The organism is Bacillus haynesii, from assembly GCF_014042035.1.
Taxonomy (GTDB): domain Bacteria; phylum Bacillota; class Bacilli; order Bacillales; family Bacillaceae; genus Bacillus; species Bacillus haynesii.
The window spans coordinates 1,217,763-1,230,508 of the sequence record NZ_CP059494.1 but is presented as its reverse complement, the minus strand read 5'-3'; the positions used below and the strand labels follow the sequence as shown (position 1 = coordinate 1,230,508).

Genomic DNA, 12,746 nt, shown 5'->3' with positions numbered 1-12,746 from the left:
TTTTCTTGCGTTCATCATCATTAGTAAAACATACATATATGGAGGAACCTTTATGTTTAATTTACCGAATAAAATCACGCTTTCTAGAATCGCATTAATTCCTGTTTTTATGGTCATCATGCTTGTGCCGTTTCAGTGGGGGGCTGTCTCCTTCGGCAGCGAGTCGATTCCGGTCACCCATTTGATCGGCGCACTGCTGTTTATTTTTGCTTCCGTCACAGATTGGGTTGACGGCTATTATGCAAGAAAACTGAACCTTGTGACAAACTTTGGGAAATTCCTTGACCCGCTTGCAGACAAGCTGCTCGTGTCTTCCGCTTTGATTATTCTGGTGCATTACCATCTTGCTCCGGCCTGGATGGCCATTGTCATTATCAGCCGGGAATTTGCCGTAACGGGATTGCGGCTCGTCCTTGCGGGAACGGGGGAAGTCGTCGCAGCCAACATGCTTGGAAAAGTGAAAACATGGGCTCAAATTATCGCCATCTCTGCCCTGTTGCTTCACAATCTTCCATTTGAGCTTGTATCCTTCCCGTTCGGCTCTCTTGCTTTATGGGTGGCTGTCTTTTTCACAGTCGTATCAGGATGGGATTATTTCGCTAAAAACTGGGATGCTTTAAAAACATCGAACTAAACGTGGGGAAGTGGAAACAATGAAGTTGGAAAGAAAAGCGGAAATTATCGCTGTCGGTTCTGAGCTTCTGCTCGGACAAATCGTTAATACAAATGCTCAGTTTATCAGCAGGCATTTGGCTGAAATCGGCATTAACGTCTTTTATCACACGGCGGTGGGAGACAATCCGGAACGCCTTAAACAAGTTATTCAGACAGCACAGCAAAGGTCTGACTTCATCATTTTTTCAGGAGGCCTCGGACCGACGAAAGACGATTTGACAAAAGAAACGATCGCTGAAGTTGTCGGGCGCCCTCTTAAGCTTGACGATGAAGCCTTCGAATCGATTCAGGATTACTTCAAAAAAACGAACCGGGAGATGTCGCCGAACAACCGCAAACAGGCGCTGATCCTCGAAGGCTCCGACGTTCTGCCGAACCGCTTCGGGATGGCTCCGGGAATGCTGCTTGAGCATGAAGCGCGCTTTTATATGCTTCTGCCGGGACCTCCGAAAGAGCTGGAGCCGATGTTTGAAAACGAAGCGAAGCCGCTCATTTTGGAAAAGCTCGGCTCGAGGGAAAAGATCGTGTCAAGGGTGCTGCGGTTCTTCGGCATCGGGGAATCCCAGCTTGAAACCGATTTGGAAGATCTCATTGATGCGCAGACTAATCCGACAATCGCCCCGCTTGCGGCAGACGGGGAAGTCACGCTCAGGCTCACGGCAAAGCATGCGGATCCGGCGGAGACAAACCGCTTGTTAAAAGAAACGGAAGACCGCATCCTGGAGCGGGTCGGAGAGTTCTTTTACGGGTATGATGATACATCCCTCGCAGAAGAGCTTGCGAAAGCATGCAGGAGCAAGGGAATGACCCTGGCTGCTGCGGAAAGCTTTACAGGCGGGCTTTTTTCCAGCTGGCTGACGGAAATGAGCGGCGCTTCTGAATACTTCAAAGGCGGCGCCGTCTGCTACACTAACGAATTGAAAGTGTCAGCGGCCGGCGTTTCGGAAGACACGCTGCAGCGCTACGGTGCGGTCAGCGCGCAATGCGCAAAAGAACTCGCCGCAGGCATCAGAGTCAAAACAGGAAGCGATATCGGCATCAGCTTCACTGGAGTAGCCGGGCCGAATACGCAAGAAGGCCATCCGGCAGGAAAGGTGTTTATCGGCATCTCCGTGAAGGACCAGGCTGAAGAAGCGTTCGAATTTCAGTTCGCCGGATCCAGATCTGCGGTGCGGAAACGTTCTGCCAAATACGGCTGCCATCTGTTGCTGAAAATGATGGAAAAATAAGCGAAAAACGGATTTTCGGAATATCTTTCTTATGAAAAAGGTCATTCCATTTTAGGAGATCGATTTTTTCCTCTTAAAAAAATCGAATATGCGTTCGCTTTTTTCTTGGCAAATCCGCGTAAACAAGGTATAGTAGATATAGCGGAAGTGATAAAGGAGGAAAATAGAATGAGTGATCGTCAGGCAGCCTTAGATATGGCGCTTAAACAAATAGAAAAGCAGTTTGGTAAAGGTTCGATTATGAAACTCGGCGAACAAACTGAAACGAGAATTTCAACAGTTCCGAGCGGTTCTTTAGCGCTCGATACGGCTCTTGGAGTGGGCGGATACCCGCGCGGCCGGATTATCGAAGTATACGGGCCTGAAAGCTCCGGTAAAACGACGGTGGCGCTTCATGCGATTGCCGAAGTTCAGCAGCAGGGCGGACAGGCGGCATTCATCGACGCCGAACACGCGCTCGACCCCGTCTATGCGCAAAAGCTGGGTGTCGACATTGATGAGCTTTTGCTGTCACAGCCTGATACGGGCGAGCAGGCGCTCGAAATCGCCGAAGCCCTTGTCAGAAGCGGAGCGGTGGATATCGTTGTCATCGACTCAGTGGCAGCGCTTGTGCCGAAAGCTGAAATCGAAGGAGACATGGGGGATTCCCACGTCGGTTTGCAGGCCAGACTGATGTCTCAGGCGCTTCGTAAGCTTTCCGGAGCAATCAATAAATCGAAGACCATCGCGATCTTTATTAACCAGATTCGTGAAAAAGTCGGCGTCATGTTTGGAAATCCTGAGACGACACCAGGCGGAAGAGCGTTGAAATTCTACTCTTCTGTCCGCCTGGAAGTGCGCCGTGCAGAGCAGCTGAAACAAGGCAACGATGTCATGGGGAACAAGACGAAAATCAAAGTCGTGAAAAACAAAGTGGCACCTCCATTCCGGACAGCCGAAGTGGACATTATGTACGGGGAAGGGATTTCAAAAGAAGGGGAAATCATCGACCTCGGAACAGAGCTTGACATCGTTCAAAAGAGCGGTGCATGGTACTCTTATCAGGAGGAACGTCTTGGACAAGGCCGTGAAAACGCCAAACAGTTCCTGAAAGAAAACAAGGACATCCTTTTGATGATTCAAGAGCAGATCCGGGAGCACTACGGTTTGGATACTGGAGGCGTTGCTCCTGCTCAGGAAGACGATGCCCAAGCTCAGGAAGAACTCGAATTTTAATCATGAAACATGTGAAAGGCTGCCGGCCCGAACGGCAGCCTTTTCCTTTAATCTGCGCATTTAGGCGCAGCTCCTCTATCCACCCTCTTCATCCCGGCGGTTTGAAAAGGCGTTTAATCCAGAAACGTTAAGACCGTAAGCTTGACAAGTATTTCCCACACAATTACAATGAAATTGTATCACTTGTTTTTCTTAACATGATTGATAAACATTTAAACTTGACAAGGGCTGTGAAGCCGCTTCACTCCCTGTGAAGGTTCTGTATGTTGAGAAGAAGTACAATGTACATGCCGACACTTACTTTTAGCAAGACAAGTTCATAGCAAGAGGAGGTGAAAGTTATGAATCCTTTAGCAATTCTCATCTCCATTTTGCTGAGCCTATTCTGTTTAGTTGTTGGCTACTATGTTCGTAAAATCATTGCCGAAGCAAAAATTTCAGGTGCGCGAAATGCAGCCGAACAAATTCTTGGAGACGCAAAGCGGGATGCTGAAGCGTTGAAAAAAGAAGCCCTTCTTGAAGCAAAGGACGAGATTCATACGCTTCGGATAGAAGCTGAACAAGAAGTTCGTGAAAGACGAAATGAGCTTCAAAAACAAGAAAACCGTTTACTTCAAAAGGAAGAGAACCTTGACCGAAAAGATGAATCATTAGATAAACGGGAAGCGATGTTGGAGAAGAAAGATCATTCTCTGAATGAACGACAACAACATATTGAAGAGATGGAAAGCAAAGTGGATGAAATGATTCGTATGCAGCAGTCAGAGTTGGAGCGTATTTCAAGTCTGACGCGAGATGAAGCGAAGCAAATCATTCTGGAACGGGTTGAAAACGAGCTTTCCCATGACATCGCGATCATGATGAAAGAAAGTGAAAATCGAGCGAAAGAAGAGGCTGATAAAAAAGCGAAAAATATTCTTTCATTGGCTTTACAGCGCTGTGCGGCAGATCATGTGGCCGAGACAACGGTTTCAGTTGTCAACCTTCCAAATGATGAGATGAAAGGCCGCATTATCGGACGTGAAGGACGTAATATCCGTACATTGGAAACATTGACGGGGATCGATCTGATCATCGACGATACGCCGGAAGCCGTTATCCTTTCAGGATTTGATCCGATCAGGCGTGAAACAGCCAGGATCGCTCTTGATAAACTCGTTCAGGATGGCCGCATTCATCCTGCCAGAATCGAAGAAATGGTTGAGAAATCCCGCCGTGAAGTGGATGATTACATCCGCGAAATGGGTGAACAGACGACGTTTGAAGTTGGAGTTCACGGGCTTCATCCCGATTTAATCAAAATCCTCGGCCGCTTGAAGTTCAGAACGAGCTACGGACAGAATGTACTGAAACATTCAATGGAAGTGGCGTTTCTGACAGGCTTGATGGCTTCAGAGCTCGGAGAAGACGTGACGCTCGCAAAAAGAGCAGGACTTCTTCATGATATCGGGAAAGCGATTGACCATGAGGTGGAAGGAAGCCACGTTGAAATCGGAGTGGAACTGGCCACCAAGTATAAAGAGCATCCAGTTGTCATCAACAGTATCGCATCTCACCACGGAGATCAGGAGCCGACTTCCATCATCGCCGTGCTCGTGGCTGCAGCCGATGCGCTGTCTGCCGCAAGACCTGGCGCAAGAAGCGAAACGCTCGAAAACTATATTCGCAGGCTTGAAAAACTGGAAGAAATCTCCGAATCGTACGAAGGTGTTGAAAAATCATTTGCGATACAAGCGGGACGAGAGGTGCGGATCATGGTCAAACCTGACTCAATCAATGATCTTGAAGCCCATCGTTTGGCGCGTGATATTCGAAAACGAATTGAGGACGAGCTTGACTACCCTGGACACATCAAGGTAACTGTGATCAGGGAAACGAGAGCCGTTGAATACGCAAAATAAAGTGGTGCGAATGCGCCACTTTATTTTTTTGTTTCCTTGTGTAACACTATGATTAAAACCTATTTTAAAAAAGAAAGGGTCAAATTATGAGAATTTTATTTATTGGAGATGTCGTCGGTTCGCCCGGCAGAGACATGATCAAAACCTATTTGCCGAAGCTGAAGCTGAAATATAAACCGAATGCCGTCATCGTCAACGGAGAAAACGCCGCACACGGAAAAGGCATTACCGAAAAAATATACCACCAGCTCATCCAAGCGGGAGCCGACGTTCTCACAATGGGAAACCACACATGGGATAAAAGGGAAATATTTGATTTTATTGATGACGCGCCGCAGATCGTCAGACCTGCCAATTTTCCCGAAGGCACGCCTGGAAAAGGCATCACATACATAAAAACAAACGGTTCGAAGGAACTGGCTGTGATCAATTTACAAGGCCGCACATTTCTGCCTGCGATCGATTGCCCATTTCGAAAAGCTGATGAATTAATAGAAGAAGCGTCAAAAAGAACGCCGTTCATTTTTATCGATTTTCATGCCGAAGCGACAAGCGAAAAGCAGGCGATCGGCTGGTATACGGACGGCCGCGTTTCAGCGGTTGTCGGAACGCACACGCATGTTCAGACAGCCGACAACCGCATTCTTCCGAAAGGCACGGCATATATAACAGACGTGGGGATGACTGGTCCTTACGACGGCATTCTCGGCGTCGACCGCGAGACGATTATCAAGCGTTTTAAAACGAGCCTGCCCGTCCGTTTTGAGATTGCCGAAGGCCGCACAACACTGAGCGGAGTTGTTATTGACATCGACGAACAGAGCAAGAAAGCAGTTAAAATTGACCGGATATTAATTAATGATGACCACATGTTTTTTGAATAACTGAACAGAAAATCATTTTAGAAAAATATTAAAAGGAAAGCAGGAATATCCCGGTCCTATAGTGAATATAGTAAAAATGGAAGGTACCCTGCTATTTTTGAAAAGCAATTAAAAGGGGATGGCTTTGAAAATAGCAACATCTAATAATGATTGTTCTAATGAACACTCACTTATCCATTGTAAACTTAAGGGGGAGCAGGAATGGAAATATTAAAGGTTTCAGCAAAATCAAATCCAAACTCGGTCGCAGGTGCGCTCGCAGGAGTCTTGAGGGAACGAGGAGCTGCAGAAATTCAAGCAATCGGAGCCGGGGCATTAAATCAGGCTGTTAAAGCGGTAGCGATTGCGCGGGGATTTGTAGCGCCGAGCGGTGTCGATCTGATTTGCATTCCGGCGTTTACGGACATTCAAATTGACGGTGAAGAACGAACAGCGATTAAGCTAATCGTAGAGCCTCGCTGATAGAAAAATTACTCTTTTTCAAATGCTTCAACCTGCTTACTTTCACGTAAGCGGGTTGTTTTTGGTTTAGCCGTTTTTGAAAAATGCAGCCGGGAGAGGATGAACGTGAAGATTTTTGATGCCCATTCTGATTTGCTGCTGAAGCTCTGGAAAAATCCGAAGCTCAATGAATACAGCGACCCGTCGCTTCAAACGCCTGTTCAGGCGCTTTTAAACGGAAAGGCGAAAGTGCAGTGTCTGGCGATTTTTCTGCCTGAAACCGTACCCGACACAATAAGGCTTGAAATGGCGCTTGTCCAAATCCAGCTGTTTCACGAAAAAATTGCAAAGTACAAACGGATCAAACTGATCAAAAATAAAGCCGATATCGACAAGCTCAAAAGCGATGAAACCGGCATCATTTTAACGATGGAAGGCTGTGAGCCGATCGCAAAAAACTTAAGGCTGTTTGACATCTTTTTTCAGCTCGGAGTCAGAAGTTTCGGCCTGACATGGAACTGGGCCAATACGTTCGCAGACGGCGCTTTAGAAGAAAGAAACGCCGGCTTGACTTCTTACGGGGAAAGGCTGATTCGTAAGGCGAACAAAAACCGGGCATGGACAGATCTCTCCCATTTATCCGAAAAAAGCTTTTGGGGTGCGATTGAAACGGCGGCGTATCCGATCGCCTCTCATTCGAATGCCCACAGCCTTTGCCCTCATCCGAGAAATTTAAAAGACGATCAAATCAAAGCGCTTATTAATAAGAACGGTGTCATCGGCTTGACATTTGTCCCTGAATTCGTGAGAAACGGAAAAACGCCTGTGATCAAAGATATCCTCTCACATATTGACCATGTCTGCTCTTTAGGAGGCGAGCGGCATATCGGATTCGGATCTGACTTTGACGGCATCGACCGGGTCATTCCGGGTCTGGAAGCCCACAAAGATTACGGGAATCTGGTCGAAGCGCTGCAGCGCTCATATACACCAAGTCAAGTCGACGGATTTCTCTTTCAAAATTTCATCAGCCGCATCCCATTTTAAAAAAATATTATACATTTTTTAGAGGGTGTTCATCTGTTTTTATCAGGAGGACACTGGTGTTTACCAAGACCGATTATCATGCTACAATCCTTTTGTAAAGCGATTTTACAAAGGGGGTCTGTTCATCTTGGACGGAAATATGAAAGCGCTTATCAAGAAGCCGGGGGAGCCGGGCGCCAGCTTCGAGCTCGTCCCGATTCCGAAGATCGACAAACACGAGGTGCTGATCAAAGTCAAAGCTGCATCGATTTGCGGAACCGATGTCCATATTTATAATTGGGATGAATGGGCGAAAAGCAGGGTTAAACCGCCTTATGTGTTTGGCCACGAATTTTCCGGCGAGGTTGTTCTAGTGGGGGAAAATGTGACTACGGTACAAGAAGGGGAGTATGTTTCGGCAGAAACGCACATCGTTTGCGGAAAGTGCCTGCCGTGTTTGACCGGAAAAGAGCATGTCTGCAGAAAAACGCTGATTCTCGGTGTCGATACAGACGGCTGTTTTGCCGAATATGTCAAAGTGCCCGCCGCAAACATTTGGAAAAACCCGGCCGGCATGCCTGAGGATCTCGCTTCTATTCAAGAACCGCTCGGAAATGCCGTGCATACGGTTCTGACGGGAATGACGGCTGGAGTGAAAGTCGCTGTCGTCGGCTGCGGACCGATCGGACTGATGGCCGTGGCAGTTGCAAAAGCGTCAGGGGCGGCACAGGTGATCGCCATCGATAAAAACGAATACAGGCTCGACCTTGCATTGCAAATGGGGGCAACCGATATCATCTCCGTTGAAAAAGAAGATCCGCTCAAAAATGTAAGCGCTTTAACAGGCGGTGAAGGGGCGGACTTGGTTTGCGAAATGTCAGGCCATCCGACGGCAATCCGCCAAAGTTTAAAAATGGCGGCAAACGGAGGGCGGGTTCATGTCTTAAGCCTGCCTGAGCATCCCGTATGCATCGACATGACAAATGATATCGTCTTTAAAGGATTGACAGTCCAGGGAATTACCGGCCGCAAAATGTTTGAAACGTGGAGACAGGTCAGCGGTCTCCTTCAGTCCGGTACGATTCAAATCAAGCCTGTCATCACCCACCGTTTCCCGATGGAAGAGTTTGAAAAAGGCTTTGAACTGATGAGAAAAGGGCAATGCGGAAAAGTCGTACTGATACCGTAGAAAGGAGAGATTAATATGAAAGAATTCAATTTTTTAGCTTCCGAGCTTGATAAAATGAAAGAAAACGGAACTTTTCAGGAACTGCCGATCATCGAATCACTGCAAGGATCAATCGTCAAAATGAAAGGAAAAGACATCATTCAGCTTTCATCCAATAACTATCTCGGTTTGACGTCTCATCCGCGCCTCCAAAAAGCGGCCGAAGAGGCAGTCAAACGGTACGGAGCTGGAACCGGATCGGTCCGTACAATAGCCGGAACATTCACCATGCATGATGAGCTCGAAAAGAAGCTCGCTTCATTTAAAAACACTGAAGCGGCACTCGTATTCCAGTCCGGTTTCACCGCAAATCAAGGCATTCTTTCAAGCATCCTCACCAAAGATGATATTGTCATCTCAGACGAATTAAACCATGCTTCCATCATTGACGGCATCAGGCTCACCAAAGCGGGCAAAAAAGTATATCAGCATGCGGACATGGAAGATTTAGAAAAGATTTTGAAAAAATCAATGAATTACAGAATGCGGCTTATCGTTACAGACGGCGTGTTTTCGATGGACGGGGACATCGCGCCGCTGCCCGAAATCGTCCGGCTCGCTGAACAGTATGACGCATTTGTCATGGTCGACGATGCGCATGCATCCGGCGTTCTCGGCGAGAACGGGCGCGGAACGGTTCACCATTTCGGGCTGGACGGGAAGGTTCACATTCAAGTCGGCACGCTCAGCAAGGCGATCGGTGTTTTAGGAGGCTATGCGGCCGGATCCAAGGTGCTGATCGACTATTTAAAGCATAAAGGAAGGCCATTTCTCTTCAGTACTTCCCATCCGCCGGCCGTCACTGCGGCATGCATTGAAGCGGTCAATGTGCTGATGGAGGAACCTTCATTGATTAAAAAGCTTTGGGACAATACCGCGTACTTCAAAAAAGAGCTTGAAAAAATGGGCCTTCCGCTGATCAAGAGCGAAACGCCGATCACGCCGATTTTGATCGGTGATGAAGCTGAGGCGTGCCGCTTCTCAAACACGCTTTTTGAGTTCGGTTTATTTGCCCAGGCCATTGTTTTTCCGACCGTCCCGAAAGGCAAAGCGCGGATCAGAACGATCATGACCGCCCAACATTCGAAAGAAGAGCTCGATAAAGCGCTTGAAATCATTGAAACCGGCGCCAAAAAAGCGGGTCTGCTTTAAACTCATCGATTTCTTTTTGAACAAAGCAAATAACCATTGATAATCATTTTCAGTTAGTGTACAATGATGGGTTCTGGGTTGTGCTGACAACCGAGAACCTTTATACTGAAGAGTGGAGCTTTGTTTGAAAGGAGATCAAAAACATGAATGAGAAACAGCGCATTGAAAGCGGACAGGTCAATCCATCGGACAAAAAATCCGAGAAGGATTACAGCAAGTACTTCGAAGCTGTTTATGTTCCGCCTTCATTAAAAGATGCGAAAAAACGTGGCAAAGAAGAGGTTAAATACCATAACGATTTTAAAATTTCCGAGCAGTACAAAGGGATGGGGGATGGACGGAAGTTCTACATCCGCACATACGGCTGCCAGATGAATGAACACGATACAGAAGTCATGGCCGGTATTTTCATGGCGCTCGGCTATGAGCCGACCGATTCGACTGAAGATGCCAATGTGATTCTGTTAAACACATGCGCCATTCGCGAAAATGCGGAAAACAAAGTATTTGGTGAAATCGGCCATTTAAAAGCTTTGAAAAAAGACAATCCGGATTTGATCCTCGGCGTCTGCGGATGTATGTCCCAGGAAGAATCAGTCGTCAACCGGATTTTAAAGAAACATCCGTTCGTCGATCTGATTTTCGGTACACACAATATCCACCGCTTGCCGGAACTTTTGTCAGAGGCTTATCTGTCAAAAGAAATGGTTATCGAAGTGTGGTCTAAAGAAGGCGATGTCATTGAAAACCTTCCGAAAGTCCGCACCGGCAAAATCAAAGGCTGGGTCAACATCATGTACGGCTGCGACAAGTTCTGTACGTACTGCATCGTGCCGTACACAAGAGGAAAAGAACGAAGTAGACGTCCCGAAGAAATCATCCAGGAAGTGAGAAGGCTTGCGGCTGAAGGCTACAAAGAAATCACGCTTCTCGGACAGAACGTCAATGCTTACGGCAAAGATTTCGAGGATATCGAATACGGACTCGGCCACTTAATGGATGAGCTCCGCAAAATCAATATTCCGCGTATCCGCTTCACGACAAGCCATCCGCGTGATTTTGACGATCATCTGATCGAGGTGCTCGCAAAAGGCGGAAACCTTCTGGACCACATCCACCTGCCTGTTCAGTCCGGAAGCTCGGATGTCTTGAAACTGATGGCGCGCAAATACGACCGGGAACGCTATCTTGATCTTGTCGCCAAAATTAAAAAAGCGATGCCGAACGCGTCTTTAACAACGGACATTATCGTCGGCTTCCCGAACGAAACAGATGAGCAATTTGAAGAAACGCTTTCTTTATACAAAGAGGTTGAATTTGACAGCGCCTATACGTTCATCTACTCGCCTCGCGAAGGAACGCCTGCTGCAAAAATGAAAGACAATGTTCCGATGCGCGTGAAAAAAGAACGGCTTCAGCGATTAAATGAAGTGGTCAACGAAATTTCCGCGAAGAAAATGAAGGAATATGAGGGGCAGGTTGTCGAAGTGTTAGTAGAGGGTGAAAGTAAAAACAACCCTGATATCCTTGCCGGCTATACACGGAAAAACAAGCTTGTCAATTTCAAAGGACCAAAAGAAGCGATCGGCCAGCTTGTCAACGTGAAAATCCACCAGGCGAAAACTTGGTCGCTTGACGGGGAAATGGTAGGAGAAGCAATCGAGGTGAAATAAAGTGACGCTTTATACGAAAAAAGAGATTGTTGCAAAAGCGCGGGAACTCGCAAAAATGATTGCCGAAACGGAAGAAGTCGACTTTTTCAAAAAAGCGGAGGCACAGATTAATGAGAATGCCAAAATAACGGGCATTATCAACCAAATCAAAGCCCTGCAAAAGCAAGCTGTCAACTTTAAACATTACGAAAAGCATGAAGCGCTTAAACAAACGGAAGCAAAGATTGACGCGCTTCAGGAAGAGCTTGACGAGATTCCGATCATTCAAGAGTTCAGAGACTCTCAAATGGAAGTCAACGACCTTCTTCAGCTTGTCGCGCATACAATATCAAACCAAGTGACAAACGAGATCATCACATCGACCGGGGGAGACCTGCTGAAAGGCGAGACCGGTTCAAAAGTGAAAAATTCATCACCGAGCTGTTCTCTATAATTTGGCGGCGCCTTTTAAAGGCGCCTAGCTTGTCGACAAAGCCGTAAAAAACGTTTTTGATTGACAAGCTTTTTTTATGGAAGCACAGGCGAGGCTCGAATTCGAGCCTGCTGTTCAGCTCGGCCTTGTCGGGGGACAGAGTGACGCGCACCGGCGTGCTGGTGCTGAGTGAGGCCGATCATGCCCTGAAGTTCTATATGGCAGTTGTTACCAAGTCTGTTCGCTTTTTAAACCTGTCAACTAAATCGGGTTCCGGAGCCGATCATGCACTCAAGCTATTCTTTTAAAATACGAAAATCGACGATATTTCCATATCGATCTGATTCAATATGACAGCATCCCATCATCAGCTGTTTTAATTTTGCCCTTCCCCGTTGCACTCTTGATTTTGCCCCGGAATAAGTAATCCCCATTTTTTCACACAACTCTTTTTGTGATAATCCTTGGATTTCGGTCAGTTCAAGCGCCTGCCGATACTTTTGGGGCAGTCTATTTATGCTTGAGCGAATACACGCAGCCGCTTCCTTCGTATAATTTTCCCCGTCGAAATCGCCGGGGAATTCAAAATGCTCGGTGAGTTGTTCAATTGATTTTTCTGTGCGATAAAAATCAATAATGGTATTTCGGGTAATCCGATAGATCCAGCCGGGGATTTTTTGTTCATCATGTACATTCGGGAGGTGAATTTGGATTTTCATAAAAACGATTTGCAATAGATCATCAACCATCGAATGGTCATGTACTCTATACGTAATAAATTTTTTTAACGGTTCGTGATATTGATTCCACAGTTCCTCTACATTCAATTGAAAAATCCTCCTGCTTAACATTTTCTTTATTTTTGCGTCCTTTTAAAAGCTGCTTCGTCCTTTATATCGTAACAGGAAGC

Annotated in this window: 12 protein-coding genes; 11 read left to right on the top strand and 1 reads right to left on the bottom strand. The window is 46.7% G+C overall.

Annotated elements, in window-relative coordinates:
• Nucleotides 1-52 precede the first annotated feature (52 nt).
• The 11 genes from pgsA to ricA all read left to right on the top strand — a co-directional run bounded on the left by pgsA (nt 53) and on the right by ricA (nt 11,857).
• Nucleotides 53-634, top strand: a complete 582-nt coding sequence (gene pgsA, locus H2R00_RS06045) for a CDP-diacylglycerol--glycerol-3-phosphate 3-phosphatidyltransferase (protein WP_003181921.1) — start codon at nt 53-55, stop codon at nt 632-634.
• A 19-nt stretch (nt 635-653) separates the two neighbouring features.
• Nucleotides 654-1,904 carry a competence/damage-inducible protein A gene (locus tag H2R00_RS06040; protein WP_182070664.1) on the top strand — a complete coding sequence of 417 codons (1,251 nt, stop codon included), beginning with the start codon at nt 654-656 and terminating at the stop codon, nt 1,902-1,904.
• Between the two features lie 168 nt (nt 1,905-2,072).
• Nucleotides 2,073-3,119, top strand: coding sequence for a recombinase RecA (recA, locus tag H2R00_RS06035; protein WP_043926427.1), 1,047 nt, complete (start codon nt 2,073-2,075; stop codon nt 3,117-3,119).
• A 341-nt stretch (nt 3,120-3,460) separates the two neighbouring features.
• Complete coding sequence (gene rny / locus H2R00_RS06030; protein WP_075752751.1) at nt 3,461-5,020, top strand: ribonuclease Y; 1,560 nt, start codon at nt 3,461-3,463, stop codon at nt 5,018-5,020.
• 86 nt (nt 5,021-5,106) lie between these two features.
• Nucleotides 5,107-5,904 carry a 2',3'-cyclic-nucleotide 2'-phosphodiesterase gene (locus H2R00_RS06025; RefSeq protein ID WP_003181930.1) on the top strand — a complete coding sequence of 266 codons (798 nt, stop codon included), beginning with the start codon at nt 5,107-5,109 and terminating at the stop codon, nt 5,902-5,904.
• 201 nt (nt 5,905-6,105) lie between these two features.
• The gene (gene spoVS / locus H2R00_RS06020) at nt 6,106-6,366 is read left to right on the top strand and encodes a stage V sporulation protein SpoVS (RefSeq protein WP_003181955.1); all 261 of its coding nucleotides are present in this window, start codon (nt 6,106-6,108) and stop codon (nt 6,364-6,366) included.
• Between the two features lie 105 nt (nt 6,367-6,471).
• Nucleotides 6,472-7,392 carry a dipeptidase gene (locus H2R00_RS06015; protein ID WP_154997386.1) on the top strand — a complete coding sequence of 307 codons (921 nt, stop codon included), beginning with the start codon at nt 6,472-6,474 and terminating at the stop codon, nt 7,390-7,392.
• Nucleotides 7,393-7,516: 124 nt separating this feature from the next.
• Entirely contained in the window at nt 7,517-8,560 is a 1,044-nt protein-coding gene (gene tdh, locus H2R00_RS06010) for an L-threonine 3-dehydrogenase (protein WP_154997448.1), read from the top strand.
• Nucleotides 8,561-8,575: 15 nt separating this feature from the next.
• Nucleotides 8,576-9,751 carry a glycine C-acetyltransferase gene (locus tag H2R00_RS06005; RefSeq protein ID WP_182070663.1) on the top strand — a complete coding sequence of 392 codons (1,176 nt, stop codon included), beginning with the start codon at nt 8,576-8,578 and terminating at the stop codon, nt 9,749-9,751.
• A gap of 143 nt (nt 9,752-9,894) precedes the next feature.
• Nucleotides 9,895-11,424 carry a tRNA (N6-isopentenyl adenosine(37)-C2)-methylthiotransferase MiaB gene (miaB, locus tag H2R00_RS06000; RefSeq protein ID WP_154997380.1) on the top strand — a complete coding sequence of 510 codons (1,530 nt, stop codon included), beginning with the start codon at nt 9,895-9,897 and terminating at the stop codon, nt 11,422-11,424.
• Nucleotide 11,425: 1 nt separating this feature from the next.
• Nucleotides 11,426-11,857, top strand: coding sequence for a regulatory iron-sulfur-containing complex subunit RicA (gene ricA, locus H2R00_RS05995; RefSeq protein WP_003181967.1), 432 nt, complete (start codon nt 11,426-11,428; stop codon nt 11,855-11,857).
• A 275-nt stretch (nt 11,858-12,132) separates the two neighbouring features.
• Here the strand turns inward: ricA and sigZ are convergent, their stop codons facing one another.
• Nucleotides 12,133-12,663, bottom strand: a complete 531-nt coding sequence (gene sigZ / locus H2R00_RS05990) for an RNA polymerase sigma factor SigZ (RefSeq protein ID WP_154997374.1) — start codon at nt 12,661-12,663, stop codon at nt 12,133-12,135.
• Nucleotides 12,664-12,746: the final 83 nt, after the last annotated feature.

What these genes read in the sequence shown, in the direction of transcription:
- pgsA (WP_003181921.1), top strand. Translation starts at nt 53, where the DNA reads ATGTTTAATTTACCGAATAAAATCACGCTTTCTAGAATCGCATTAATT.
- H2R00_RS06040 (WP_182070664.1), top strand. Translation starts at nt 654, where the DNA reads ATGAAGTTGGAAAGAAAAGCGGAAATTATCGCTGTCGGTTCTGAGCTT.
- recA (WP_043926427.1), top strand. Translation starts at nt 2,073, where the DNA reads ATGAGTGATCGTCAGGCAGCCTTAGATATGGCGCTTAAACAAATAGAA.
- rny (WP_075752751.1), top strand. Translation starts at nt 3,461, where the DNA reads ATGAATCCTTTAGCAATTCTCATCTCCATTTTGCTGAGCCTATTCTGT.
- H2R00_RS06025 (WP_003181930.1), top strand. Translation starts at nt 5,107, where the DNA reads ATGAGAATTTTATTTATTGGAGATGTCGTCGGTTCGCCCGGCAGAGAC.
- spoVS (WP_003181955.1), top strand. Translation starts at nt 6,106, where the DNA reads ATGGAAATATTAAAGGTTTCAGCAAAATCAAATCCAAACTCGGTCGCA.
- H2R00_RS06005 (WP_182070663.1), top strand. Translation starts at nt 8,576, where the DNA reads ATGAAAGAATTCAATTTTTTAGCTTCCGAGCTTGATAAAATGAAAGAA.
- miaB (WP_154997380.1), top strand. Translation starts at nt 9,895, where the DNA reads ATGAATGAGAAACAGCGCATTGAAAGCGGACAGGTCAATCCATCGGAC.